Genomic DNA, 25,164 nt, shown 5'->3' on the forward strand with positions numbered 1-25,164 from the left:
CTCGGCTACAGCTCCTTGATCCGGATGTCGCGGTACGAGACCACGTCCGTGGTGCTGTGGACCTGGAGCCCGATGTAGCCGGAGGCGTACCGACGGCCGTCGGTGCCCGGGTCGTCGCCCCGCGGCGGCTCGAAGACCTGGCCGCCGTTGTTGTCGAACTCGTTGAGCAGGACACCGTTGCGGTAGACCGAGTAGTGCTGGTCCACCACCCGGATCTCGTAGTCGTTCCAGGTGCCCTTGGGCGTGACCCCGGCGCCGGCCAGACCGATCCGGTCGAAGCCGTAGACCGAGCCGGTCTTGTACATGTCGCCGTCCGGCCGGTCGAGGATCTGCACCTCATGGCCGTACTTGATGGCGACCCACTCCGGACGCGACTCCTCCGGGTTGTCGTGGACGTTCGGGAAGCGGACGAACACGCCGCTGTTGGCGTTGCCCGTGCCGGGGGCGTCGTCGCGCCACTGGAGCTTCAGCGAGAAGTCGCCGTACTGCCGGCCCGGGAACCAGAGCATGCCCATGCCGTCCACCGCGGTGGAGCTGGTGATCGTGCCGTCCGCATTGAGCCCGAACTTGCCGCCACCCACCTGCTGCCACTTGGCGAACGACTCCGCCGTGCCGTCGAAGAGCTTCTTGTAGCCCTCGTCCTGACCCGGCTTGCCGATCCCCGACTGCTTGGCCGCCCGGTAGATCTTCTTGTGCTCGCGGGCGTCGATCACACCGGCGGTGAGCAGCTTGTCGAGAACGCCGTCGACGTGCTTGAGGAACAGCGCGTGCGACGACCAGTCCTTCTCGTCCTCGATCAGCTCATTGATCGTGCAGCGGTTGCCGGTGATGCGATTGGGCACCCCGGTGTCGACCGTGCCGACGATGACGGTGAGCCGCTCGTCGAACTCCGGGCAGTTCGGCGCCGGTACGCCCCCGCTCTCCGCGACGGTGAACGACACCTGCTTCGCCACGGAGGTGTTGCCCGCCTTGTCCGTCGCCCGGTGGGCGACCGTGTGATAGCCGACGCGGTCGACGATGACGGTGGTGGTGTACGCGAGGTACGGGCCGCCGTCGAGCGAGTACTCGACCTTGTCCACGCCCGACTCGGCGTCGGTCGCGGTGACCGTCACCCTGGCGCTGGTGATGTAGGCGTTGTCGGCGTTCTTGTCGCCCTCGACCTCTGCCGAGGTCTCCGGCGGCGTCTTGTCCTGCGTCGGCGGTGCGACGACGGTGAAGTCGACGGACTTCTCGGCTGCCGCATTGCCCGCCTTGTCGGTGGCCCGGTAGCGGACCCGATGCGTGCCGGTCTCGTGCACCATCACGGGTGCGGTGTACGGCTGCCAGGCGCCGTCCGACCCGATCGCGTACTCGATGGTGTTGACGCCGGACCCGGTGTCGGAAGCGGTCACTGTGACCGTCGCCATCCCCAGGTACTGCCCCTGATCGTCCTTCTCACCGGACACGGTCGCCGAGGTCTCCGGCGGCGTCTTGTCGTCCGTCGGCGGTGCCGCGACCGCGAAGTCGGCCGACTTCTCCGCTGCGGCATTGCCCGCCTTGTCGGTGGCGCGGTACCGGATCGTGTGCGTCCCGACCTCGTTCACCACGATCGGCGTGGTGTACGGCTGCCAGGCGCCGTCCGCCCCCACCGCGTACTCGACGGTGTCGACGCCGGAGCTGTCGTCGGTCGCCGAGACGGTGACCGTCGCCTGACCGATGTACGCGCCGTCGGCGTTCTTGTCGCCGTCGACCTTCGCCGAGGTCTCGGGCGCCGTGGTGTCCGTACCGCCGCCGTCCGTCACGGTGAGAATGCCCTGCATCGCCTCGTGCCCCGGCATGGTGCAGTGGTAGAAGTACCGGCCGGGGGAGAGCGTGACCTCGGCGGTGTGCTTGCCGCCCTGGTCGTCGGCCGGGTTGGCCAGGATGTTCAGCGTGACGTCGTTGTTGAACTCCGGATCCGAGACGCTGAACGTGAGGGTGTGCGGCATGCCCGTGGTGTTGCCGGTCGCCGCGCTGTTCTCGAAGACGATGGTCGCCTTGCCGGCCACCGCGGTCTTCGGAGCCGACAGATAGTGGTCGATGGGGTCGCCCGCCGTCCACGTGAGGACCTGGTCGGCCGCCGCAGCGGCAGGAGCCGCTGTACGGCCGTACGCCGCCGTCGAGGTCAGCCCCAGCACCATCAGGAACGAACCCAGCAGGGCGAGCCACAGCCGCATGGGCCGGTACCGCTGTCGCGAGAAGACTGAACGGTGTCTCAACTCACTGCCGCCTTCCTGGCCAGATCCTCGGCGGCCGGGGTCGGACCGCCGCCCTTGTACGTCACACGCCACAGCGCGGACTTGGAGTCGGAGGTGAAGAAGCCGCGCCCGTAGTCCAGGACGTACAGCGAACCGTCCGGGGCGAACTTCCAGTCCATCAGGTTGCGGATGCCGTCGGCCCCGACCGGGATGATCTTCTTCAGGGACTCGGCATGCGTGGGCAGACCGCCCTTGCCGACCGTCTTCGGGTCGGTGAGCACGGCGTGCCGCGGCTGGGTGTCGTCGTAGAAGTCACCGACGAACCACTTGCCGTCCCAGTAGGAGGGCCACTTGTCGGCGCTGGTGCTCGCCGCGTCGTACCGGTAGACCGGGCCGTTCATCGTGGCCTGGCCGCCGCCCTTGAGCCAGGGCAGCAGCTGCTTCTGCTCCTCCACCTTGTAGCTCGGGATGCCGTTCGTGTCGCGCGGGTAGTCCACGCCACCGCCCTGCGGCGAATACCAGATGGTGTTGGACGTGATCGGCGGCAGGTTCACCAGACCGTCGTTGTTCGGAGACTCGTTCTTGGGGTGGTCGCAGTCGTACCAGCCGAGCGGCTTGCCCGGGTCCGGCAGATTGCGGTCCCGGTACGGCTGCTTGTTGCCCATGCAGTACGGCCAGCCGTGGTTGCCCGCCTTGGTGATCGCGGCGAACGTGTCGTACTTGGCCGGGCCCCACGTGGTGCTGGGGGCGCCCGCGTCGGGGCCGACCCAGCCCGCGTACAGCGTGTCGGTGGTCTTGTCGATCGAGATCCGGGCCGGGTTGCGCACGCCCATTACATAGATCTCGCCGCGGGTCTTGCCGCCGCCCTCGTCCGGCTCCTTGCCGGTGAAGAGATTGCCCTCGGGCAGCGTGTACGAGCCGTCGTCCTCGGGGTGGATCCGCAGGATCTTCCCGTTGAGGTTGTTCGTGTTGCCCGCGGTGCGCCGGGCATCGGCGAATGAGACGCCCTTGTAGTTCGGCTGCGGGTTGTTGCCGGAGTAACCGTCGCTGAAACCGGAGGAGTTGTTGTCACCGGTCGCGATGTACAGGTTGCCCTTGGAGTCCCAGGCCATCCCGCCGCCCGCATGACAGCAGCTGTGGATCTGTACCGGCCAGTGCAGCAGCACCTTCTCGGAGGACAGATCGAGCTTGTCGGTGGCCAGGTCGAGGGTGAACCGGGAGACCTGTCGTACCGCCATCTGCTTGTCGCGGTCGATCTTCGCGTGGGGTGTGTAGTGCAGATACACCCAGCCGTTCTTCTCGAAGTCCGGGTCAAGCTCGATGCCGAGCAGTCCCTCCTCGACCTTGACCAGCTCGTCGCCGCCGCCCTTGTTGCCGAAGATCGTCAGCTCGCCGGCGAGGGTCACCTTCTTCGTCTTCGGGTCGTAGACATGGATCTGGCCCAGGCCCTTGCCGATGTCCGGGTCGTTCCAGTCGGTGACGACCGGCTTGCTGCTGTCGGCGCCACCACGCCCGATGTACAGCACCCGCCCGTCGGGGGCGACGACCAGCCCGTGCGGCTCGCCGATCTGGTCGTTCTGGCCGGGCTGGTTGGGCTGAGTGACGCGCTCCGCCTTGTAGTTGGAGGTGATCGTCGCCTTGCAGTCGGCCTGCGAGATCCGGGTCGTCCAGTCCAGTGCGCCGCGCAGATGGTCGCGGAAGTCGGTCTCCGCGAAGCTGTCGACCGTACCGCCCATCGCCGTGTAGAAGGACCTGCCGCCGTCGTAGTCCCGGCACCAGGAGACCGGGTGGTCCCAGCCGTTGGCGCTTGCGCCCGGCTTGTACGTGATCTCCCGGACGCGCGCCACGGTGTGCACATCACCGGACGGATTCTTCGTCCAGTTCAGCCACTTGTCGGGGCGCTTCCACTCCAGCGGCAGGTTCTTGGTGGCCGGATGCTGCCGATCGCCGATCTCAACTGTCGCACGCTGTACGGATGTTGGGCTGTCGGTCGCCGGGCGGGCGCCGACCAGGCCGGTGAACCAGTCCGAGTACGGCTCGGTGCGCGCCGCATCATGGATGCCGAGGAAACCGCCGCCCGCCTCCATGTACGCCTCAAGGCCGGCCTCCTGCTCCGGGTCGAGCACATCGCCGCCACCCGTCAGGAAGACGACGGCGTTGTACTTGCCGAGCTGCTTGCCGTTGGTGAAGACGGCCGGGTCGTCGGTGGCGACGGTCCGGAACCGGCCGGCCTCCGGCCCGGTGAGCCCGATCCTTTCGATCGCCGCGATCCCGGCGTCGACGGTCGGGGACTCTTCGGTGGCGGAGGCATGGAACACCAGCACCTTGACGTTCGCGCCGCCCGGCGGCGACGGCAGGGACAACGTTGTCGCGATACTTCGCGACGGTTCCGGATAGGGCCTGGCGCTGGCGGCATTGCCGCCGAGCAGGGAAGCGGTCAGTGCGCCGGCCGCCAGAGCCGCCGCAAGTCCGCGTCGCGATCTGGACCTGTGATGTGGTGTGCGCTGCATGTGGTCACCCACCCCTCTTTGGTCACTGCAACAGCGGATGAAGCTAGACCTCTTTTCGCGGCTCGCCAATAGCTATGGCAGCAATGGCACGAACTTTGTCCTGGGTGTGGATAAACGAAGATCCCCCGGCTACGGTGTGGGCCGTCCGGGGAGCACTTGCGCCCCGCCAACCTCGACAACCTCTGAAGCCGCCGCGATCCCCGTAACCTTCGTAATCTCCGCGGTCTACGCGACCCGGGCAGTCCTTGAGATCCGGGCACATTCGCAAAACTCCGTAAATTCCTTAGCGCAGTGGGGAGTTCGACATGGACAGAAGGAGCTTCAACCGGCGGATTCTGGTAGGCGGTGGGGTGGCGGCCGCGACCGGCGTGACATCGTTGTCGCTCGGTACGATCGAGGCCAGCTCGGCGGAACCCCCGCCCAGGACCGCCCCGGCAGGAGGCATCGTCCGCCATCTCAAGCTGTACGCGGAGAAGCTGGCGGACGGTCAGATGGGATACGGCCTGGAGAAGGGCAAGGCGTCGATTCCCGGGCCCCTCATCGAGATCAACGAGGGCGACACCCTGCACATCGAGTTCGAGAACACCATGGATGTGCCGGCCAGCCTGCATGCGCACGGCGTCGACTACGACATTGCGAGCGACGGCACCCGGATGAACAAGAGCATCGTCGAACCGGGCGGCACTCGCACCTACACCTGGCGCACCCACGCCCCGGGCCGGCGCAAGGACGGCACCTGGCAGTCGGGCAGTGCCGGATACTGGCATTACCACGACCATGTCGTCGGTACGGATCACGGCACGGGCGGCATCCGGAAGGGCCTCTACGGTCCGGTGATCGTCCGGCGCAAGGGCGACATCCTGCCGGACAAGACGATCACGATCGTCTTCAACGACATGACGATCAACAACAAGGCGGCCCATGAGAGCCCCAACTTCGAGGCCACGGTGGAGGACCGGCTCGAAGTGGTCATGATCACGCATGGCGAGTACTACCACACGTTCCACATCCACGGTCATCGCTGGGCGGACAACCGGACCGGCCTGCTCACCGGCCCCGACGACCCGAGCCGCGTCATCGACACCAAGATCGTCGGCCCGGCGGACTCCTTCGGCTTCCAGGTCGTCGCCGGCGAACACGTGGGCGCCGGCGCCTGGATGTACCACTGCCATGTGCAGAGCCACTCCGACATGGGCATGGCCGGACTGCTGCTGGTCGCCAAGGCGGACGGCACCGTGCCGGGCTACGACCCGCACGACATGATGGCGCACGAAACCGCCGCGCCGGACAAGACCGCGCCGGACAAGACCGCGCCGGACAAGACCGCGCCGGGCAGTACGGCTCCCGACAAGACGGCTTCGGGCGAAACCGCACCCGGCAAGACAGCCAAGGGCGCGGCCGCCCACGACCCGGCGGCGCACGGGTCCTGACGCAGTCAGTTCTCCGACACTGCTCCGGCCACACCGGCTGCCCCGGCCGCTCCGGTGACGAGGCGCAGCTGTTCCTCCTCGACGATGCGTCGGGCCAGAGCCCCGTCCGACACATCCACGGCGTCCGGCGTCGTCTCGGCGACGTCGCTGCGCCGTGCGTACAGGTCGAACAGCCGCTCCTTGCGGGCCAGGATGTTCAGCATCCGCTCGTCGACGCTGTCGGCCGCGAGGAGCCGGTGCACCTGGACGGTCCGTATCTGACCCATCCGATGGGCGCGGGCCACGGCCTGGTGCTCCATCGTCGGCTTGATCTGCGGCTCGCAGATGATGACGACGGAGGCGGCCTGCATGTTCAGTCCGACGCCGCCCGCCTGGATCTGGCTCAGCAGGACGGCATGGCCCTCGACGGCACCGAACTCGTCGATCATCTCCTGGCGACGGGCAGCCGGGAGGCTCCCCGAAAGTGGCCCGAACACGCCCGCCCCCAGGGCCTGTTCGACAGTGAGGAGCACCTCGCGGAAGTACGAGAACACAACGACCTTGAGGCCGTTGTCCGCAGCCTCGGCAACCAGCTCGCGCAGCCGGTTCAGTTTCGCGGACGTGGCCGGCCGGGCGTACGCGGCCCGGCGCATCCGCATGAACTGCCCGGCGCCCACCGCCTCGCGGTAGGCATCGAGATCGTCCTCGCTGAACTCCTCCCACTCGTCGACCTGCACCAGCGCCGGGAGTTCGGTCAGCACGTCCTCCTGATTGCGCCGCAGATAGGCCGGGGCGACGGCTCTGCGGAACGCGTGTGAACCGGCGGCTCCATGGGTGGTGTGGATCGAGGGGGCCAGTTCGGGCTGGAGATGGCGGACGAGGCTGCGGAACTCCTCGACCCGGTTCTCCATCGGCGTACCGGTCAGGAACAGCACTCGTTCGGTACGTTGCGTCCAGCCGGACACCGCCCGGGAGCGGCGGGTCTCGGGGTTCTTGACGTAATGCGCCTCGTCGACCACCAGCATGCCCGGCCTCATGCCGCAGTCCCGGGCGGCCGGCAGGGTGTGCAGGGCATCGAACGTGGTCAGGGCGACGCCGCCGCTCTCACGCCACTCGGCGAAGGCGCCCTGTCGCTCGGGGCCGTGCACCGGCAGCGCGCGCAGGGTGGAGCGGGAACGGACCTCGCGCGCCCAGTTGATCAGCACGCTCGCCGGGCAGACCACCAGAAAGTGCGTCTCGCCCCGCGCCGAGAGGTGCGCGAGCGCGGCAATGGCCTGGACGGTCTTGCCGAGCCCCATTTCGTCACCGAGGATCACCCGCTTCTGCGCGAGCGCGAACCGGGCGCCGAACGACTGGTAGCCGCGCAGGGAGACGCGCAGATGGGCGTCGTCCAACCGCAGACCGCGCACCCGGTCCGCGATCCCGGACGGGAGGAACCCCTCGGCCGCGTCCCGGTCGGGGCCGGTGCCCGACATCTCGGCGAGCAGGCTGTAGTACTCGGCGGACCGCAGCTCGAAGTCGACCCAGGCCGCGACGTCCGGCCCCGCGTCCCGCAGCAGATCGACCGACACCTGCCCGAACAGCAGGGGAAGCCCGCGTGCGGCCGCTTCGGCGACGGCGGTCCGTACCGAGGCGACGGCCTCCAGCGCCTGGGCGCGGGCGTGGCGCCGGGTGAACAGTATGCGCAGCCGCCCCCGCGCCGGTCCCGCAGCGGCCAGCAAGGGCTCAAGACGCCCGATGAGCCGGCCCGCCGCATCCACGGCCCGGCGGACGTCGGGGCCGGCCTCGACCAGCCGGTGCAGTGCGGTGACGAGCGCGGTCGTGGAGTGGTCCGGCGTGTCCACGTCTATCCGGACGGCAACCGTGTCCCGTACCGCGTGGGCGATCTGCCCGGCGGCGGCCAGCACCTGGTCGGCGGTCTGTGCGCCGACCCCGGGGATCTGACGGAGCTCGTAACGGTTCGCCTCGTGGACCTGGCCGACGGTCGTGAAGCCGGCCTGCTCGACCGCGCCGAGCCGCAGTCTGCCCTCGGTGACGTCCTTGAGCCTGGAGACCGGGATGGCCGACAGTTCGCGACGGATGAGGGAGTCGAGCAGCGGAGTCAGCGCCGTGTGCACGGCATCGACGGCGCGGGCATGATCGGCCAGCACCGCACGCGCCGTGTCCAGCAGCTGCTCGGCCTGCACGAGCAGCTCCCGGGCGGCCCTCCCCGTCGGCGCCCCGGCCTCCGCCGGTCCGGCCTCTGTCATGTACGTTCCTCTGTCCGCGCAGCCCGGCTGCCGTCCTGCCCGGCACCTGCCCCGAGCGATTCATATCGTGCCACGCGGCGCCGACAGTGCCTTCGGCTCAGGGCGTGGGTGGTCGGCGTTCCGCCGGGGACAGCAGCAGGATTTCCAGGGCCCGTGCGCAGGAGCGGGCCTGCGACAGAAACCATTCGGTGCGCGATTCCGTGATCACGGACGGCGTGGCCCGGACCGCGAGGGCGAAGCGCGCATACCCGCCGCCGTCCAGCACCGGGACCGCCAGGGTCCGTACCCCGTACGCCGACTCGCCGTCGTTGAGCGCGTACGCGTCGGACCGTACCTTCGCCAACTCGGCCTCCAGCGCTGCCGGTTCGACGATCGTGCGGTCGGTGAACGCAGGGAGCGGAGGGAGCGAGGAGGCCCCGCCCTCGCCCGGCCGTGCCCAGGCCAGCAGCACCTTGCCGAGCGCGGTGGAGTGCAGTGGCCTGCGCAGCCCCGTCTTCGGAGTGACCGAACCACCGGCGACGATCACCGCGTGGGGGCCGCTGCGCAGCGCCAGGTCGGCGGTGGCGCCCGTGCGCTCGGCGAGATCGGTCAGCTCCGGGGCAGCCAGATGCAGACCGCGCTGGTGGTACGAGAGCCGGCCCAGCTCGGTCACGGCGGGGCCGAGCCGGTAGCGGGACGTACGGGCGTCCTGCTCCAGGAAGCCCGCGCCGAGCAGCGTGCGGGCCAGCCGGTGCGCCGTGGAGACCGAGAGTTCGAGGCGGCGGGCGAGATCGGAGGCGCTGAGGTCGGGGCCGTTGTCGTGGAAGCAGTGCAGGACATCCAGGGCGCGCTGTACCGCCTGCGCTCCGCCGGGAGCACGCACTGTCGCGGCCTCGGTCATATCGGGTCACTCTCCGCTCGTGAGGGGGGATGGCGAGACATGTGGTTGCCACATTACGGGAGCTGAAGAGCGAGAAATCGGGGCTATGAAATATTCCGTTCATACTCAATCCCACATCATGGGAAGTGAGTTGTGAGTCGAGGCGAGTCCGTGGCAGGCTGCTGCACGTCACCACCGACGAGCAGAAGGGAGCAGTGCCATGGCCGGCCGCCGAACCGCGACCCCCGCCCACGCCGCTCCGGTCCTGCTCGTCCTGACGCTGCGCCGTCACATCGACCTGGCACGCGTCTCCAGCGCCGCCTGTCGCTGACCCTCTTCCCTTCCCCGCTTTCCTTTCCCTTCTCCCGCCGCGTCCGAGACGCGGCCCGGAGCTCTTTCGCCGTACGCGGTGCCCACACCCCCTGACGTACGTGCCACGCGCCACGACTCCATCTGCTTCGCCGACCCCTCGGGAAGACTCCATGACGCATGCCGTCCTGCCCCGGACGCTCTGGTTCACCCGCTGTCCCGTACCCACCGCGACCGGCATCGCCGCCGACCGGCAGTGGCTCACCGAAGAGTTCGCGCCCGACGGCATCACGGTGCGCTCCCTCCAGGACGCCGTGCCCGATGCCGACCGTGCCGTCCACTTCACCCACGCCCTGCCGGGACTCTTCCGCGAAGGCGGCAACGTCCCCGCCCTGTGGGCCCGTTCGCGAGGCGAGCGGACCCGGCTGATCGGTCTCACCTGGATCGAGGAACGGCAGACCGTACTGGTGGGGCCCGGCTCCGGAATCCGGGGCGTCGACGCCCTGCGCGGGCTGCGGCTGGCCGTTCCCGTGCACGACATCGCGATCGACTTCTGGCGGGCCATGGCACTGCGCGGCTTCGAGGGCGCGCTCGCCTGCGCCGGACTCGCACTGGACGACGCCACGCTCGTCGACGTACCCGCCTCGGAACACGAGGGCCAGTGGGCCGCCGAGCTGGCGGCGCTGCGGCGCGGTGACGTCGATGCCGTCTATGTGAAGGGCGCGCTGGCCGTCGAGGCCGCGCGGCGGGCGGGCGCCGAGGTGGCCGTCGAACTCGACGAGCCGGCCGACCGCCGGTTCCGCATCAACAACGGCACCCCGCGCCCCATCACCGTCCACCAGCAGCTCCTCGACGACCACCCCGACCTCGTCGACCGCTTCCTCGCCGTCCTGCTCAGGGCCGCCGACTGGGCCACCGGACAGCCCGGCGAGGTCGCCCGCATCCTCGGCGCCGAGACCGGGGCGGGCGCCGACGGAGTCGCCGGGGCCTACCGGACGGGCACCCACCTCACCCTCCACCCCGACCTCTCCACCGAACGCCTCGCCCTCCTCGCCGAGCAGGAGGCCGGGCTGCGCGCCCACGGCTTCCTGCCCGAACCCGTCGACGTCATGGCCTGGGCCGACCCCGAGCCGCTGCGCCGCGCCACCGCACTCGCCGCCTCCCGGCCCGCCGTCTCCCCGCCTTTTGCCCCCTGAACCGTGAGGACCCCCAACACCATGAACCTCCCCCGACCACTGCGTACGACCATCGCCCCCGCGCTCCTCACGGTCACCGCACTCCTCGCCCTCACCGCCTGCGGCACCTCCGAGGCCGACAGCGGCAGCGGCGGTTCCGGTGCCAAGGGCACGGTGGACATCCGTATCCCCGACCCCGGCAACTCCGGTGTGCTCGCCGTCGGCAAGAAGGACGGCAGCCTCGACAAGGCGCTCGCCAAGGCCGGCGCCAAGGTGCGGTGGACCGGCAGCGCCGGGCCCTTCGCCCCGGCCGCCCAGGCGATGAACGCCGACCAGCTCGACATCGCCACCGGCTCCATCACCTCAGGCATCACCTCGCTCGCCCAGCGCCCCGGCTTCAAGTTCTTCACCGCGGTCGACCCGGACGCGGCGGGCGAGGGCATTCTCGTCAAGAACGGTTCCGGCATCGAGTCGGTCGCCGATCTGGTCGGCAAGAAGGTCGCCGTCAACCAAGGCGGCACCGGCGAATACCTGCTGCTGAAGGCCCTCGCCAAGGCCAACATCCCCGCCGACAAGGTCAAGCGGGTCTATCTGCGGCCCGACCAGACGGCCGCCGTCTTCAACGCGGGCCAGGTCGACGCCTGGGCCGTCTGGTCGACCTACTCCGTCGCCGAAATCGGCAGCGGCAAGGCGCACTTCGTCGCCGACGGCGCCGCGATCGGCTCCGACAACTACAGCCTCAACGCCGTACGCACGGGCTTCGCCGAGCAGCACCCGAAGGTCGTGAAGGCGCTCTACCAGTACCTCCACGACGCCGGTGCCAAGGAGAAGCAGAACCCGGCCGCGTATCTGAACGTCTTCACGGACGTCGGACCGACCGCTGTCACCGGAAAGGCCAAGGAGGTCCAGACCGACTTCACGAGCAAGGCCGGCACGGTCGGCCCCATAGGACCCGAGGACATCAAGCGCTTCGAGGCTGTCGCCGCCTTCTACGCCGAGCAGAAGGTCACCACGACCGAGGTCGACGTCGCCGCCCACCTCCTCGACGTCGAGAAGCTGAAGTGAGCGACACCACCCTGCATCCGGGCCTCGTCCGGCCACGCCCCCAGCGGCGCAAGGCCCGCAGCCGGACCTACTCCGTAACTGTCCGGGCACTCGGCCCGGTCGCCCTCCTCGCCCTCTGGTGGGCGGCATCCGCCACCGGGCTCCTCACCCCGGACGTACTCGCCTCGCCCGCCGAGGTGCTCCGTGCAGTGGGAGAGTTGTGGGGAAACGGGCAGCTGCCCGACGCGCTCACCACCTCCCTCACCCGCTCCGGACTCGGCCTCCTCATCGGCCTCGTCGCCGGGCTGACCCTCGGCATCACCACCGGATTCACCCGCCTCGGCGACGAACTCCTCGACTCCTCCCTCCAGACCCTGCGCACGATTCCGTTCCTCTCCCTGGTGCCCCTGTTCATGGTCTGGTTCGGGATCAACGAGACCGCGAAGATCCTGCTCATCGCCGTTGCCACCACCTTCCCGATGTATGTGTCGACATCGAGCGGGGTGCGCAACACCGACCCCAAGCTCATCGAAGCCATGCGCAGCTTCGGCATGGGCCGGCTCGCTCTCGTGCGCGAAGTCGTCCTTCCCGGGGCCCTGCCGTCACTGCTTGCCGGGCTGCGGCTCTCCATGACACTCAGCGTCATCGCATTGATCGCCGCCGAGGAGATCAACGCGACGGCCGGCATCGGCTATCTGATGTCCCAGGCACAGAGCTACGCCCGCACCGACATCCTCGCCGTCTGCATCCTCATCTACGGGCTCCTCGGACTCACCGCCGACATCGTCGTACGGCTGCTGGAACGCGTGCTGATGCCGTGGCGCACCCCGCAGGGAGCCACCCGATGACCGATGTGACTGCCCAGGCCGCGGTACGGGTACGGGGACTGCGCCGCGTCTTCGGCGACCGCACCGTGCTCGACGGCCTCCGACTCGACATCGCGAGGGGCGAGTTCGTCGCCCTGCTCGGCGCGAGCGGAAGCGGCAAGACGACCCTGCTGCGCATCCTGGGCGCACTCGACGGCGCCGACGAGGGAGAGGTCCTCGTCCCTCCGGCCCGTACCGTCGTCTTCCAGGAACCCCGCCTCGTACCGTCGAAGAAAGTCCTCGCCAATGTGACGGTGGCCCTGCCGCGCAGCCGCTCCGAGCACGGGTTGAGGGCCCTGGCCGAAGTCGGTCTGGAACGGCACGCCGACGCCTGGCCCGCCACCCTCTCCGGCGGCGAGGCCCAGCGCGTCGCGCTCGCCCGCGCCCTGGTCCGGGAGCCCGAACTGCTGCTGCTGGACGAGCCGTTCGCCGCACTCGACGCCCTGACCCGGCTGAAGATGCAGGACCTGGTGGGGGAGCTGTGCCGCAAGCACCGGCCCGCCGTCCTCCTCGTCACCCATGACGTCGACGAAGCGGTACGGCTCGCCGACCGGGTCGCCGTCCTGCGCGACGGCCGGCTCGTCACCGATGAACCCGTCACCGTCGACCGGCCGCGTGACCCCGGCGACCCCGCGTTCGCAGCCCTGCGCCGACGGCTCCTCGACGACCTCGGGGTCGGGACGACCCCGCACCCCGCAACATTCCCCGAACGTACCGAAGTCGGAGTGATCTGAATGACCATCACCATCGGTGTGCACAGCAGCAACCCGTCCCTCTACCACCTGTACCACCTCTCCCGGCTCGGCCTCGCCCAGGAGGAACTGGCCCCGCTCGGCGAGAGCGTCGTCTTCCACCCGTACACCAACGGCGTGCGCACCGGCGAACTCCTCAGCCAGGGCGTCATCGACTTCGGCGGCACCGGCTCCACCCCGCCGGTCACCGCCCAGGCCGCCGGGCACGACATCGTCTACACCGCCGTATCCGCTCCGCGTCCCGAACACGGCGCGCTGCTCGTCCCCGAGGACAGCCCCGTGCGTACGGTCGCCGACCTCAAGGGCACCACCGTCCACCTCGCGATCGGCTCCTGGCAGACCCATCTCATCGCCAAGGCGCTCGACGACGCCGGGCTCTCGTACGCCGACGACATCACCGCCGTCCGCAGCAACGACGAGAGCGAGGAGCTGCTGCGCACCGGTGCCATCGCCGCCTGGGTCGCGCAGGGCGCCCAGCTGGCCGCGGCCCGCCGCACCGGCGGACTGCGCACCCTCGTCCGCACCGGCGATGTCATCACCGACCGGTCCGTCTTCTTCGCCCGCCGCGACCTGGCCGAGAGCCGCCCCGAGGTCATCGAGGCGCTCACCCGTGCCCTGCAGCGCGCCGACGACTGGGCGGCCGCCCATCCCCGCCAGGCGGCCGAGATCGCCGCCGCCGACCTCGGCGGATCCGCCGACGACTGGGAGACCGCGCTGCGCACCCTGCCCTGGCAGATCGAGCCCGTCACGGACGCCTTCATCGCCGAGCAGCAGGAAGCGGCCGACATCTTCCACCGCACCGGCTTCATCGACCGGCCGGTCACCGTCGCCGGTGCCCGGGCCGGTGCCGCCTCGGACAAGGCGGCGTGACGACATGGCGACCGAAGTCCTCTGGTACATCATCCCGCGCGAAGGCGCCTACCCCTGGGAGCCCGAAGGGCGGCGGCCGGTAGACCTCGGCTACCTCGCCCAGCTCGCCGGTACGGTCGAACGCCTCGGCTACAGCGGTGCGTTGCTCGCCACCGACCTCTACGACGTCTGGCCGCTCGGCAGCGCGCTGGCCGCCTCCACCAGCACCAGGTTCAAGCCCCTGCTGGCCGTCCACCCCGGCCTGATCTCGCCCACCCTGCTCGCCAAGATGGCCCTCAGCTTCGACACCCTCTTCGGCGGCCGGCTCCGCTTCAATGTCGTCAACGGCTCGACCAAGTCGCTCCAGGAGTACGGACTCCACGTGGAGCACGACGAACGCTACGAGCTGAGCGCCGAGTACTGGTCGATCGTGAAGCGGCTGACGGCCGGTGAGGTCTTCGACCACAAGGGCCGCTTCTACGACCTGAAGAACGCGGGCGCGTCCTTCAGGGAGCTGAAGCCGGTCCAGGAATCGCACATCCCGCTCTGGTTCGGCGGCTCCTCCGACCCCGGTATCGAGATGGCGGCCGAGCACGTCGACGTATTCCTGACCTGGGGCGAACCTCCGCACGTGCTCAAGGAGAAGCTCGAAAAGGTCAGGGCGCGCGCCGCCGCGTACGGGCGTACTCTCAGGATCGGCCTGCGCCTCCACCTCATCGTCCGCGACACGCAGGACGAGGCATGGGCGGCGGCCGACCGGCTCCTCGACGTCACGAGCGAGGCGACGTACGCCCGCCGGCTCGGCGACCGCGCGGGAGAGGACGGCGTGGGCTGGCAGCGCCAGTTCCGCCAGCACGGCGGCAAGGTTCCCGCACACGCGCGGGAGCTGGAGGTGCACCCCAACATGTGGCCGGGCATGAGCCTCTTCCGCCCCGGCCCCGGCACGGCGGTCGTCGGCTCGACGGCCCAGGTGATCGAACGCCTCAAGGAGTTCGAGGGCCTGGGCGTCGACACCTTCATCCTGTCCGGCAACCCGCTGCTCGAGGAGGCATACCGGGTGGCGGAGATGGTGCTTCCGGCGCTGGGCGTGAAGGGCTGAGACGCGGCGGCCGATGCCCCGTATAGCGGTCGGGGGCCGCCGTACGGCATCCGCCAGGTGCCGTCAGCCCGTGGCGACGTCGAGCACCGACCAGTCCGTCCCCTTCCGCCCCCGGAAATGGATACGCGTGCCGCGGCAGACCGTGTCGTAGTGCGCCAACGCGCTGCCGTCGTGACGGACCAGCTGCGCGGACCCCTGCTCCGGCTCGACGGTCGCCTGCCTGCACGGGCAGGCCCAGGCCGTCGTGCCGTCGGCATTGAGGGCGAGGCAGTCCGACATGTCCATCAGGCCGGGCCCGGTGCCGACCGGCCGGAGCAATTCGCCCGTGCTGCCCGACCACGAAGCCACCGTCCGGCGGAGCGTCCAGCCTGGGCGCCCACAGCTGGACCGCGCTGAGGTGTGTCTCGTACACCTCGCCATGGTCCGCGGTGACGACCGGAGCGTCGTACGGATCGATCGGTCCCCGCTCGGGCGCGCGCTCGCCGGGCAGCCAGTGGGCGCGGCCGTTCCCCGAACCTGTACGGCGTAAGACGACGCGGCTCGCCCGCCGGGTGCGGGCTGCGGTTGTCAGTGCCCGGTGCAAGACTCGGAACGTCAGGAAGGATCCCTGCCACCGCAAGAACGGGCCTCATCGAAGGAGCTCACCGTGCTCACCACCCGTTTTGTCACCGGAGCGCCCAACTGGATCGATCTGGGCACGCCCGACCTCGACGGGGCCATCGAGTTCTACGCCGATCTCTTCGGCTGGGAGTATCTTGCCGGGGGCCCGGAGACCGGCGGCTACGGCATGTTCATGCTGGACGGGAAGACGGTCGGGGGCGCGATGACAGTCACCGGGGATCAGGCGAAGCCGTCCTGGTCGGTGTACTTCCAGTCGTCGGACGCCGACGCCACGGTGAGAGCGGTTGAGCAGGCGGGCGGCAGCGTGCCGTTCGCCCCGATGGATGTCCTGGACTTCGGCAGGATGGCCGGATTCAAGGACCGGGCAGGGGCGTTCTTCGGCATCTGGCAGCCGAAGGAGAATCCGGGCCTCGGCATGGTGGGTGTTTCGGGATCGCTGTGCTGGGCCGAGCTGTACACCCCGGACGTCCCGGCCGCCGCCGCGTTCTACGACACCGTGTTCGGATGGGAGACCGCGCAGACGCCGTTCCCGGGAGGCGGCGGGGCCTATACGGTGATCCGGACGAAGGGCGGCCGTGAGGACGCGAGCTTCGGCGGTCTGGTGCCGCTCAGCGCCGTACCGACACGAGCGGTCGCCGGACCGCACTGGCTGCCCTACTTCGAGGTCGACGACTGCGACGCGGCCGTCGCGGACGTGGAGCGGCTGGGCGGCAAACTGACGCTGGAGCCGATGGAGATGGAAGGCGTGGGCAAGTTCGCCAACGTCGCCGATCCGGACGGAGCGGAATTCGCCCTGATCAGGAGTGCGCAGGCGCCGGAAGGCTGACCGGAAACCATCGGCGCGCCGCATTGATGAAGCGTTGATCAGTCGTTTATCGCGACCGGGCACTGTGGTTCCATGCTGATCAACACCGCGGCCGACCCCGCGCTCGCCTGGCAGGAGACTGCGCTGTGCGCACAGGCGGGGCCCGAGTTCTTCTTTCCTGCCCCTGGCAGCTCCACACGTGAGGCCAAGCAGCTCTGCAACGCCTGCGAGGGGCGCGAGGCCTGCCTGGAGTACGCCCTCGCCAACGACGAGCGCTTCGGCGTATGGGGCGGCCTCTCCGAGAAGGAGCGGGACCGGCTGCGCAGAACCGGTCGCGACCAGGCCTGAACTCACTCTGTCCGCACAACGATCCGGCCCGCCCGGGGCACCGGCCGCTCCCGCACGTGCAGGCCGGCAGTCCCGCGGCCGGATGGGCCCTGCCGGCCTGGGACGATGTCCGCATGAATGATCAGGACAGGGACGCTCTGCTCGTGGCGGCGGTGCGGCTGCGCACCGACGGCCGGCCCGAGGAGGCCCGACAGCAGCTGCTGTCCCTCTCCGCCGCCTTCCCCGCGGATGCCGAAGTGGCCTACCAGACCGCCTGGGTCCACGATGCGCTCGGTCTGGAAGCCGAGGCCGTGCCGTTCTACGAACGCTGCCTGGACGGTACCGGGCTGTCGGAGGAGGACCGCCGGGGCGCGCTGCTCGGCCTCGGGAGTACCCATCGGGTGCTCGGACAGTACGAGCGAGCCGTCGAGGTCCTGCGCAGCGGTGTCGAGCAGTTCCCCGACGACGGGGCGCTGCGGACGTTCCTCGCCATGGCCCTTTTCAACACCGGCGAGCACCATGAATCCATGCAACTGCTGCTGAGGCTGCTCGCCGCCACCAGCGAGGACCCGCATGTGCATCAGTACCGACGGGCGATCGAGCACTACGCGCAGGATCTGCACGAAACGATGTGAGCCCGGCGCGGGGCACTGTGCCCCAGGGCCTGTCCGGCGGATCAGGGGCGGACAGGCCCTCGGCCGCCGGACAGGCTTGCGGAGCAGTGGCCCGCGCCGGCGGCCGACGACAGTCGGTCGGGCGTCAGGCCTGGGCGCGTGCGGCCATCCGTGCCTTGCGGGCCGCCAGCTTCTCGTCGAACTTCGACGCCTCGCTGTCCAGGCCCCCCATGTACAGCCCGAGCTCCTCCTGCGCCTTCAGCCCGTCCGGGCCGAGCCCGTCGATGTCCAGGACCTTCAGGTGGCGCAGCACGGGCTGGATCACGTCGTCGTGGTGGATGCGCATGTTGTAGATCTCGCCGATCGCCATCTGCGCGGCGGCCCGCTCGAAGCCCGGCATGCCGTGACCGGGCATCCGGAAGTTGACGACGACATCGCGTACGGCCTGCATCGTCAGGTCCGGGGCGAGATCGAAGGCCGCACCGAGGAGGTTGCGGTAGAAGACCATGTGCAGGTTCTCGTCGGTCGCGATCCGCGCCAGCATGCGGTCGCAGACCGGGTCGCCCGACTGATGGCCGGTGTTGCGGTGCGAGACGCGGGTGGCCAGCTCCTGGAAGGCGACGTACGCCACGGAGTGCAGCATCGAGTGGCGGTTGTCGGACTCGAAGCCCTCCGCCATGTGCGCCATCCGGAACTGCTCCAGCTTGTCCGGGTCGACGGCACGCGAGGTGAGCAGATAGTCGCGCATCACGATGCCGTGCCGGCCCTCCTCCGCGGTCCAGCGGTGCACCCAGGTGCCCCATGCGCCGTCACGGCCGAAGAGGGAGGCGATCTCGTGGTGGTAGCTGGGGAGGTTGTCCTCGGTCAGCAGATTCACGACCAGCGCGATCTTGCCGATGTCGGTGACCTTGGACTGGTCGGACTGCCAGGCCTCACCGTCCTCGAAGATGCCCGGGAAGTTCCGCCCGTCGGAGAACGGCACGTACTCGTGGGGCATCCAGTCCTTGGCGACCTTGAGATGGCGGTTGAGCTCCTTCTCCACCACCTCTTCCAGGGCGTACAGCAGCTGGGCGTCGGTCCACGCCTTCGGGCTGCCGAGGTGGGGAGCGGTGATCGTCACGGGGGACTCCTGGGGACGGGAGAATTACCTACGGATACGTAGGTTACGAGACCGTAGGTTAAAGCGGCAGTAAGGCCATCGCCAAGCCCGCTCTCGCGATGCCCGATTACGTAACGTTATGTACGCAGGTCGCGGGGGTGTGGAGGCCGGCAGCCCGCCCGACTGCCGGGCGTACCGAACTTGCTCATATCCACTAATACGGGGCCGTGTCGGGCTCCGTGGACTCCCAAAGGCTCTCTCAAGTGCCGTCACAGGGGCGCTCCAGCCCCAGATCCCGGCGCAGATGCTCGGCGGTGAACGATGTGCGATGGCCGAGCAGCGCCGCCGGGGTCCCTCGCGGCAGCCATCGCATCCGGGTCGTGCTCGACGACGACGACGGTGTTGCCCCGGTCGCGCAGCCGCACCAGGAGCGGAGAGCCTGTCGATACGGGTGGCGGGCGCGGCCGCGTCCAGCCGGGCGCCGCCGCAGGACGCGCACACCGGCTCGGTCGTGAAACGCCGGGCGGCCTCGCACCGTAGCGCTCCGGGAAGGCGATCGACGGCTGTCCGGATTTACCGGGCGATCGGGATCTTCTCCGGGGCCGGGCCGTCCCCCGCCGTCGGAGCGCTCAGAGTTGTCGGCGTACTCTCCCGCCGGTGGCGGACAACCTCGGTTATTCGTTCGCACTGCCGGGCGGCGCCTTCTGCGCCGGCCTCGCACGCAGCGCCGTGGGTGAACTCCTCACCCGGCACGGCCTCGCGGAACTCCGTGAAACAGCCGTCCTCGCCGCCTCCGAACTGGTCGCGGCCGCCTGCCGGTTCACCCCGGACCGGGAGATGCTGCTGCGGGTCCACTGGCAGTTCGATGCGCTGCGCATCATCCTCTACGACCAGCACCCGCCCCACGGCTCGGCCGAGAAATCCGAGGAATGCCGCGAACGCCGCAGCGAAAGCATGTGGCTGCTGGCAGCCGCGGTCGATTCGCACGGTGGGGACTGGGGGCTGGCTCCCGCGCTGACCCCGTCCGGCGGCTGCAAGGCATGGGCCTTACTCCACCGTTGACTCCCGCACCGGCCGTCCCTCTACCGCTCGCACTCCCTCGACGTCCCTCGGTGCAGAACTCGCGTCGGCCTCGCCCGGCACCGGCGCAGACTCACCGGTCGCGCCGATTCCCCGGGCGCGGGGTCAGCAGGCCCCGCCGAGCAGATCGGTCAGGCTCCGGTCGAGATCCAGGAACCGGTGCTCGTCGCCGGCCGGCACCAGTTCCTGCGCCCGCTCGAGAAAGCGACGCAGTTCCGCAGTGCGGACGTGCACCATCGCGATTCCCTCGGTGGCATGGAACTCCAGGACCGTGCGGTCGTATCCGAACGGTCTGATGCGCACGTCCCCGACACCGGCGGCTCCGTCCATTCCCGCCGCGAGCAGTTCACGGGAGAACTCCCAGGACACATCGGTGCCCTCCAGGGTCGCCGTCGCGGGGAACGCCATGCGTACGGCGAACGGATCCCTCCGGTCGTACTGCAGGGTGGCGGGAAGGGTCTCCATCCGCGGCGCGGATGCGACCATGCGGGCCTGCACGGACTGCTCGATAACGGTGGACAAGACCTGCTCCCTTTCTCGGCCAGATGAACGGTTCCCGGCACTGATGGAGACGACGGAACTCCCTCATCCGTGCACCGGAAGGTGGCGTGAGTTGCATCACCGCACGCCGCCGCGCCGATCGCGTGCCCACTTCCCGCCGGTGCACCCTGGACGGAGCACAGCTCGTGGGCTAGCTTCCAGCGCCATGAGGGCCAAGGGGAAGACGAGACGACTGATGTCATGGGGGCTCTGTGCGGCGGCGCTGACCGCAACACTGGCCACACCGGCAGCCGCGGCAACACCGGGGGAGGGGCACCGGCCCGGCGAACGACCGGCCTGGACGCTCACCGAGACAGGGACCGACGCCCGATTCCGCGGCCTCGCCGCCGTCAGCCGTCGCACCGCCTGGGTCGCGGGCTCGAAGGGCACGGTGCTGCGCACCTCGGACGGCGGCCGTCACTGGCGCGATGTGTCACCGCCCGGTGCGGCGCAGGAGGCGCTGGAGTTCCGCGACATCGAGGCATTCGACGCCCGGCGTGCGGTGGCGCTGGCCATCGGGGAGGGAGAGGCCTCCAGGGTGTTCCGTACGGACGACGGGGGAGCGAGCTGGACGGAGTCGTTCCGTAACACCGATGCGCGCGCCTTCTACGACTGCCTCACCTTCTTCGACAGCCGGCACGGACTCGCGATGAGCGATCCCGTCGACGGGAAGTACCGCATCCTGTCGACCGCTGACGGCGGCCGGAGCTGGCGGGTGCTGCCCAGTGCGGGCATGCCGGATGCCCAGACCGGTGAGGCGGGGTTCGCCGCCAGCGGTCAGTGCCTGGTCGCATCCGGTCCCAAGGACGTCTGGCTGGCGACCGGGGGCGCCGCCACCGCACGGGTGCTGCACTCCGCCGATCGCGGGCTGACCTGGACCGCGACCGAATCCACGATCCCGGCCGGCGACCCGGCGCGCGGTGTCTTCGGCCTGGCCTTCCGCGACCGCCACCACGGCATCGCGGTCGGCGGCGACTACCGGGCCGGCCGGCCTTCGCCGAACGCCGCGGCGGTGACGGGCGACGCCGGCCGCAGCTGGCAGCAGTCCGCCACCCCGCCGGCCGCCTACCGCTCGGGCGTCGCCTGGCTGCCGCACAGCAGGTCGGGTGCGCTGGCGGTCGGCCCGACCGGCACGGACCTCACCGTGGACGGCGGCCGCACCTGGCGCACGGTCGACACGGGGTCGTACGACACGGTCGACTGCACACCGGACGGCGGCTGCTGGGCCGCGGGCGAGAGCGGACGAGTGGCGCGCGCGAGGTTCTAGGGCGCACCCTGCGACCGAGGAGCGGTGCCCGGGTATCCGGGTGGCGGATACCCGCTATCCGGGCAACTGCTGCCGGTACGGGGCGAGTTCGTCCGAGGTCTTCGTTGCTATGAACTCCGTGATCCGGTACGCGCACACGCCCTGTGCCGCGAACGGATCCTCCTCCGCGATCTTCTCGATCTGTGCGCGGTCGTCCCCGACGGCCAGGATCACCCCGCCGTCGCGCGGGTTCTTGCGGCCCGACGCGATGAACACCCCGGCCGCGTACTGTGTGTCCAGCCAGGCGATGTGGTCCTGCAGCAGCGCGTCGATGCGCTCGACGGGTGCGGTGTAGGTCAACTCGAGTACGAACATGATCTCCAGGCTACGGGACGGGGGCGCACCGGCCCGGGCCGTGTCCGCGAAGTCCCGCCCGGCCCGCCGCCGTGCCCGTTGCCTAAACTCGACGGCACTATGACAACGCTCCCGATGCCTGCCGACGAGGCCGAAGCCCGAGCCATTCAGGACGCCCTGCGCCCCCGGGTGGTGCTCGACGAGCCCGGCCCGCCGACCGGCAGCGGCCGGGTCACGGGCGTCGACGTCGCCTACGACGACGAGCGCGATGTCGTCGTGGCGGCAGCGGTCGTCCTCGACGAGGCAACGCTCGCCGTGGTCGCCGAGGCCACCGCCGTCGGCCGGGTCACCTTCCCGTACATCCCCGGACTCCTCGCCTTCCGGGAGATCCCGACCGTGCTCGCCGCGCTGGAATCCCTGCCGGCCGACCCCGGACTCGTGATCTGTGACGGATACGGCCTTGCGCACCCGCGCCGCTTCGGGCTCGCCAGTCACCTGGGCGTGCTCACCGGACTCCCGGTGATCGGCGTCGCCAAGAACCCGTTCACCTTCTCGTACGAGCAACCGGGCCCCCGCCGGGGCGACTGGTCGCCGCTGCTCGACGGCGAGGAGGAGGTGGGCCGGGCCCTGCGCACCCAGGACGGCATCAAGCCGGTTTTCGTCTCCGTCGGACACCGGACCGGCCTGGACAACGCCTGCGCCCACACGCTGCTGCTGGCCCGCGACTTCCGTCAGCCGGAGACCACCCGCAGAGCCGACGCGCTCTGCCGTCAGGTCCTGCGGGAAGCGACCGCCTGAGTATGTGTACGGATAACGCCCGACGATCATGACGGGCAGACTGGTACGCATGAACGAACATCGAACGCCCACACGACCAGGAACCGTCTATCTCGCCCAGCGCAGGGTCGCGGTGGGGATGACGCTCGGCATTCTCGCGGGAGCTGTATGGGCTGTCTCGATGATCTGCACGCTGGTGGCCTGGGCACTCTGACCCGGGAGGGCGTGCCGCCCCCGCCCCGCCGTCGCGGCTACTTGTGCAGGTCCGGGCCCTGGGCGTTGAGCAGCGCGCGCCAGGTGTCCTCGTCCCCGATACCCGTCACGGGCAGATTCCGGGATGCCTGGAACTCCTTCAGCGACCGCATGGTCGAGGGGGTGTACGTGCCGGTGGTGTCGGTCGGCACCCCCGCGTGGTGAAGCAGGTACTGCACTGCCTTGATGGCCTCGGGCTTCGTCGTGCGCGAGTCGATCGTCACGATCAGCAGCGGCCAGGTGTCCTTGCCGACCCTGCCGTCGACGGTCAGGCCGTGAGCGGCCTGGAACTTCTTCACGGCCTCCGCCGTGGCCGGTCCGTAGTCGGCGTCGACCTTCACGTCCAAGCCGTTCGCCCGGAGCAGATGCTGCACGGTACGGGCCTTCCAGAGCACATTGCCCTTGCGCGCCAACGGCCAGTCCGTGCCCTGTGACGGACGGTCCGACACCTTCGCGGTGGCCTGGGCGTCACTCTGCCCCGTGGTCGGGACCACCCACCACGCGAGGCAGCCGAGGACGAGAAGGAGGAAGGCCGAAACGGCCAGGGTCGGAAACGCGACGGGGGAGCGGTCCCACCGACGGGCCGCCGGATTCCGCTCGGCGGGTACGGGTGTGCCGGTGGCCACCGCCACCGATTCGGTCGCGGCGGCCGCCGGGTCGGGCGGCGTCGTGGGCGCCGGACGTTTCCGGGCCGGCGGGGCCCCGGCTGCCGCGTCGGCCAGGGTGCATGCCCGGACCAGATCGTCGTCGGGCGCCCGCAGCGCCGAGTGCAGCTGCTCGACGATCCTGCGCGGCGCGTTGGAGGCGTGAGCGGGATTCAGATAGCGCGACAGGGTGGTCTGGTCGACCCCCAGCCGCTTGGCGAGGGAATGCTGAGTGGGTTTCTCGCGGCCGTCGCGCGCGGACGACTCCCACCAGTTCCTCAGTAACTCGGCGAGAGCCCGCCCCGGGTGCTCCTCGTGGCTCGCCACAGTGCTCTCCGTCATCGTTCTTCCCCGACTTTCTGTGTGCATAGCCGCAGGTCAGCACCGTGCATCGTGGTCGTGCATAGGTGCATCGACCTGCGGGACGCAGATCGTAGTGAAAGACCCGTTCCGTGCGGCACAGTTGAGGAGCGGCCGGCCCGTCAGGCCCCGCGAACCCACCCCGTTTCCACCCCTTCCAGGGGGTGCTCCGGCCTGCGCATTCGCGGCGGACGGGGACGCCCGCGGCCCTCTCACCCGAGGAACAAGGAGATCTGAATATGCCTCAGACATCACCCGTACGAGTGCGCGTCGCCCTGACCGGCACCGTCGTGGGGGCAGCCCTCGTCGCACTGGGGGTGATTGCTCCGGCCGTCGAGGCCGCGCCGCCCCCGTCGTACGGGGTCAACGGTGTGGACACCAGCCACTACAACCACGAGACGATGGGGAAGCAGCAGGAGGCGGCGATCGACTGGAACCGCGTGGCCGCCTCGAACAGCTTCGCCCTCCTCAAGGCCACGCAAGGGGTGTCCAGCAAGGACGGCTGGTTCGCCCGCGACTACGCCGCCGCTGCCAAGACCTCCTTGCTCCGGGCCCCGTACCACTTCTTCCACCCCCGGACCACGGCCGACGGAGCCGCGCAGGCGCGGCATTTCGTCGCGACCGCCCGTGCGGCCGGCTACCGGGGCAACCGGGCGGGCGAGCTGCCACCGGTGCTGGATGTGGAGAAGCTCCCTGCCGGCCGCACGGAGGTGTGTCCGAAGGCGTTGCGCCCGGACCAGCTGCAGATCTTCCTTCGCGATGTGCAGAAGGCATTCGACGTCACCCCGATCGTCTACACCCGGGCGTCCTTCGTGAAGGAGTGCATGGGCGGCAAGGGCGAGGTGTTCGCCGGGCATCCGCTGTGGCTCGCCCGATACGGCAGCCACGCGGACGAGCCACAGCAAGTACCCGGCGCCGGACGGTCCTGGACCTTCTGGCAGTACACCAGGACGGGAACCATGCCGGGGATCACGGGGCCGGTGGACCGCGATGTCTTCCGTGGCAGCCCGGCCGAGCTGCGGGCGATGACGAAGGGCGCATGAAGCCAATCAAGCTCATGGGGCTCATGAGCGAAGCCGCCCGCATTCCCCTTCCCGACCGAACGATC

25 protein-coding genes and 1 pseudogene are annotated in these 25,164 nt (G+C 69.8%); 16 read left to right on the forward strand and 10 right to left on the reverse strand.

What is annotated here, in order from left to right; genetic code table 11:
- Nucleotides 1-5 precede the first annotated feature (5 nt).
- Nucleotides 6-2,195 (reverse strand): OmpL47-type beta-barrel domain-containing protein, encoded by a 2,190-nt coding sequence (locus ACGFU7_RS15660; protein ID WP_393696176.1) that lies wholly within the window; start codon nucleotides 2,193-2,195, stop codon nucleotides 6-8.
- A gap of 38 nt (nucleotides 2,196-2,233) precedes the next feature.
- The gene (locus tag ACGFU7_RS15665) at nucleotides 2,234-4,726 is read right to left on the reverse strand and encodes a ThuA domain-containing protein (protein ID WP_393696034.1); all 2,493 of its coding nucleotides are present in this window, start codon (nucleotides 4,724-4,726) and stop codon (nucleotides 2,234-2,236) included.
- Between the two features lie 305 nt (nucleotides 4,727-5,031).
- Here ACGFU7_RS15665 and ACGFU7_RS15670 point away from each other — a divergent pair.
- Nucleotides 5,032-5,982 (forward strand): annotated as a pseudogene (locus ACGFU7_RS15670) (multicopper oxidase domain-containing protein); the annotation flags it as partial.
- Here ACGFU7_RS15670 and ACGFU7_RS15675 read toward each other — a convergent pair.
- From ACGFU7_RS15675 to ACGFU7_RS15685, 3 genes are all read right to left on the reverse strand, one after another.
- On the reverse strand, nucleotides 5,970-6,116 hold the full coding sequence (locus ACGFU7_RS15675; protein WP_393696178.1) for a pentapeptide repeat-containing protein: 147 nt from the start codon (nucleotides 6,114-6,116) through the stop codon (nucleotides 5,970-5,972). The pseudogene ACGFU7_RS15670 and the gene ACGFU7_RS15675 sit on opposite strands and share 13 nt — an antisense overlap.
- A gap of 45 nt (nucleotides 6,117-6,161) precedes the next feature.
- Nucleotides 6,162-8,384: a DEAD/DEAH box helicase gene (locus tag ACGFU7_RS15680; protein WP_393696036.1), complete on the reverse strand. Its 2,223-nt coding sequence runs from the start codon at nucleotides 8,382-8,384 to the stop codon at nucleotides 6,162-6,164.
- Nucleotides 8,385-8,481: 97 nt separating this feature from the next.
- The gene (locus ACGFU7_RS15685; protein WP_393696038.1) at nucleotides 8,482-9,264 is read right to left on the reverse strand and encodes an IclR family transcriptional regulator; all 783 of its coding nucleotides are present in this window, start codon (nucleotides 9,262-9,264) and stop codon (nucleotides 8,482-8,484) included.
- A gap of 199 nt (nucleotides 9,265-9,463) precedes the next feature.
- Between ACGFU7_RS15685 and ACGFU7_RS15690 the strand changes: the two genes are divergently transcribed.
- The 7 genes from ACGFU7_RS15690 to ACGFU7_RS15720 all read left to right on the forward strand — a co-directional run bounded on the left by ACGFU7_RS15690 (nucleotide 9,464) and on the right by ACGFU7_RS15720 (nucleotide 15,337).
- Nucleotides 9,464-9,574, forward strand: a complete 111-nt coding sequence (locus ACGFU7_RS15690; protein ID WP_393696040.1) for a putative leader peptide — start codon at nucleotides 9,464-9,466, stop codon at nucleotides 9,572-9,574.
- A 151-nt stretch (nucleotides 9,575-9,725) separates the two neighbouring features.
- Nucleotides 9,726-10,748: an ABC transporter substrate-binding protein gene (locus tag ACGFU7_RS15695; protein WP_393696042.1), complete on the forward strand. Its 1,023-nt coding sequence runs from the start codon at nucleotides 9,726-9,728 to the stop codon at nucleotides 10,746-10,748.
- A gap of 21 nt (nucleotides 10,749-10,769) precedes the next feature.
- Complete coding sequence (locus ACGFU7_RS15700; RefSeq protein ID WP_393696044.1) at nucleotides 10,770-11,792, forward strand: ABC transporter substrate-binding protein; 1,023 nt, start codon at nucleotides 10,770-10,772, stop codon at nucleotides 11,790-11,792.
- Nucleotides 11,789-12,619, forward strand: a complete 831-nt coding sequence (locus ACGFU7_RS15705) for an ABC transporter permease (protein WP_393696045.1) — start codon at nucleotides 11,789-11,791, stop codon at nucleotides 12,617-12,619. Before ACGFU7_RS15700 ends, ACGFU7_RS15705 begins: the two co-directional genes overlap by 4 nt.
- Nucleotides 12,616-13,371 carry an ABC transporter ATP-binding protein gene (locus ACGFU7_RS15710; RefSeq protein WP_393696047.1) on the forward strand — a complete coding sequence of 252 codons (756 nt, stop codon included), beginning with the start codon at nucleotides 12,616-12,618 and terminating at the stop codon, nucleotides 13,369-13,371. Before ACGFU7_RS15705 ends, ACGFU7_RS15710 begins: the two co-directional genes overlap by 4 nt.
- A complete protein-coding gene (locus ACGFU7_RS15715) occupies nucleotides 13,372-14,259 on the forward strand; it encodes an ABC transporter substrate-binding protein (protein WP_393696049.1) in 888 nt (295 codons plus the stop codon).
- 4 nt (nucleotides 14,260-14,263) lie between these two features.
- Nucleotides 14,264-15,337, forward strand: a complete 1,074-nt coding sequence (locus ACGFU7_RS15720) for an LLM class flavin-dependent oxidoreductase (protein WP_393696051.1) — start codon at nucleotides 14,264-14,266, stop codon at nucleotides 15,335-15,337.
- A gap of 63 nt (nucleotides 15,338-15,400) precedes the next feature.
- Here the strand turns inward: ACGFU7_RS15720 and ACGFU7_RS15725 are convergent, their stop codons facing one another.
- Nucleotides 15,401-15,685 (reverse strand): hypothetical protein, encoded by a 285-nt coding sequence (locus ACGFU7_RS15725; protein WP_393696053.1) that lies wholly within the window; start codon nucleotides 15,683-15,685, stop codon nucleotides 15,401-15,403.
- 298 nt (nucleotides 15,686-15,983) lie between these two features.
- Between ACGFU7_RS15725 and ACGFU7_RS15730 the strand changes: the two genes are divergently transcribed.
- From ACGFU7_RS15730 to ACGFU7_RS15740, 3 genes are all read left to right on the forward strand, one after another.
- On the forward strand, nucleotides 15,984-16,784 hold the full coding sequence (locus tag ACGFU7_RS15730; protein WP_393696055.1) for a VOC family protein: 801 nt from the start codon (nucleotides 15,984-15,986) through the stop codon (nucleotides 16,782-16,784).
- Between the two features lie 72 nt (nucleotides 16,785-16,856).
- Nucleotides 16,857-17,111, forward strand: a complete 255-nt coding sequence (locus ACGFU7_RS15735; protein WP_393696056.1) for a WhiB family transcriptional regulator — start codon at nucleotides 16,857-16,859, stop codon at nucleotides 17,109-17,111.
- Between the two features lie 113 nt (nucleotides 17,112-17,224).
- Nucleotides 17,225-17,725, forward strand: a complete 501-nt coding sequence (locus ACGFU7_RS15740; protein WP_393696058.1) for a tetratricopeptide repeat protein — start codon at nucleotides 17,225-17,227, stop codon at nucleotides 17,723-17,725.
- A 124-nt stretch (nucleotides 17,726-17,849) separates the two neighbouring features.
- Here ACGFU7_RS15740 and ACGFU7_RS15745 read toward each other — a convergent pair whose 3' ends face one another.
- Entirely contained in the window at nucleotides 17,850-18,824 is a 975-nt protein-coding gene (locus tag ACGFU7_RS15745) for an acyl-ACP desaturase (protein ID WP_393696060.1), read from the reverse strand.
- 636 nt (nucleotides 18,825-19,460) lie between these two features.
- On the opposite strand from ACGFU7_RS15745, the gene ACGFU7_RS15750 reads away from it, so the two are divergent.
- Nucleotides 19,461-19,865: an ATP-binding protein gene (locus ACGFU7_RS15750; protein WP_393696062.1), complete on the forward strand. Its 405-nt coding sequence runs from the start codon at nucleotides 19,461-19,463 to the stop codon at nucleotides 19,863-19,865.
- A 123-nt stretch (nucleotides 19,866-19,988) separates the two neighbouring features.
- Here ACGFU7_RS15750 and ACGFU7_RS15755 read toward each other — a convergent pair whose 3' ends face one another.
- A complete protein-coding gene (locus ACGFU7_RS15755) occupies nucleotides 19,989-20,405 on the reverse strand; it encodes an SsgA family sporulation/cell division regulator (RefSeq protein ID WP_393696064.1) in 417 nt (138 codons plus the stop codon).
- 184 nt (nucleotides 20,406-20,589) lie between these two features.
- On the opposite strand from ACGFU7_RS15755, the gene ACGFU7_RS15760 reads away from it, so the two are divergent.
- On the forward strand, nucleotides 20,590-21,690 hold the full coding sequence (locus ACGFU7_RS15760; protein ID WP_393696066.1) for a WD40/YVTN/BNR-like repeat-containing protein: 1,101 nt from the start codon (nucleotides 20,590-20,592) through the stop codon (nucleotides 21,688-21,690).
- Between the two features lie 54 nt (nucleotides 21,691-21,744).
- Here ACGFU7_RS15760 and ACGFU7_RS15765 read toward each other — a convergent pair whose 3' ends face one another.
- Nucleotides 21,745-22,044 (reverse strand): YciI family protein, encoded by a 300-nt coding sequence (locus tag ACGFU7_RS15765; protein ID WP_393696068.1) that lies wholly within the window; start codon nucleotides 22,042-22,044, stop codon nucleotides 21,745-21,747.
- Between the two features lie 99 nt (nucleotides 22,045-22,143).
- Between ACGFU7_RS15765 and ACGFU7_RS15770 the strand changes: the two genes are divergently transcribed.
- Together ACGFU7_RS15770 and mmpA are read left to right on the forward strand one after the other, a co-directional pair.
- Nucleotides 22,144-22,821 (forward strand): endonuclease V, encoded by a 678-nt coding sequence (locus tag ACGFU7_RS15770; protein WP_393696070.1) that lies wholly within the window; start codon nucleotides 22,144-22,146, stop codon nucleotides 22,819-22,821.
- A 49-nt stretch (nucleotides 22,822-22,870) separates the two neighbouring features.
- On the forward strand, nucleotides 22,871-23,014 hold the full coding sequence (gene mmpA / locus ACGFU7_RS15775; RefSeq protein WP_393696072.1) for a morphogenic membrane protein MmpA: 144 nt from the start codon (nucleotides 22,871-22,873) through the stop codon (nucleotides 23,012-23,014).
- Nucleotides 23,015-23,051: 37 nt separating this feature from the next.
- Here mmpA and ACGFU7_RS15780 read toward each other — a convergent pair whose 3' ends face one another.
- Complete coding sequence (locus ACGFU7_RS15780) at nucleotides 23,052-24,038, reverse strand: peptidoglycan-binding protein (RefSeq protein WP_393696074.1); 987 nt, start codon at nucleotides 24,036-24,038, stop codon at nucleotides 23,052-23,054.
- A 257-nt stretch (nucleotides 24,039-24,295) separates the two neighbouring features.
- Here ACGFU7_RS15780 and ACGFU7_RS15785 point away from each other — a divergent pair, with 257 nt between their 5' ends.
- The gene (locus ACGFU7_RS15785) at nucleotides 24,296-25,099 is read left to right on the forward strand and encodes a glycoside hydrolase family 25 protein (protein WP_393696076.1); all 804 of its coding nucleotides are present in this window, start codon (nucleotides 24,296-24,298) and stop codon (nucleotides 25,097-25,099) included.
- Nucleotides 25,100-25,164 lie beyond the last annotated feature (65 nt).

Origin of the sequence: Streptomyces sp. NPDC048473, assembly GCF_043200155.1 — a bacterium.
Classification (GTDB): Bacteria; Actinomycetota; Actinomycetes; order Streptomycetales; family Streptomycetaceae; genus Streptomyces.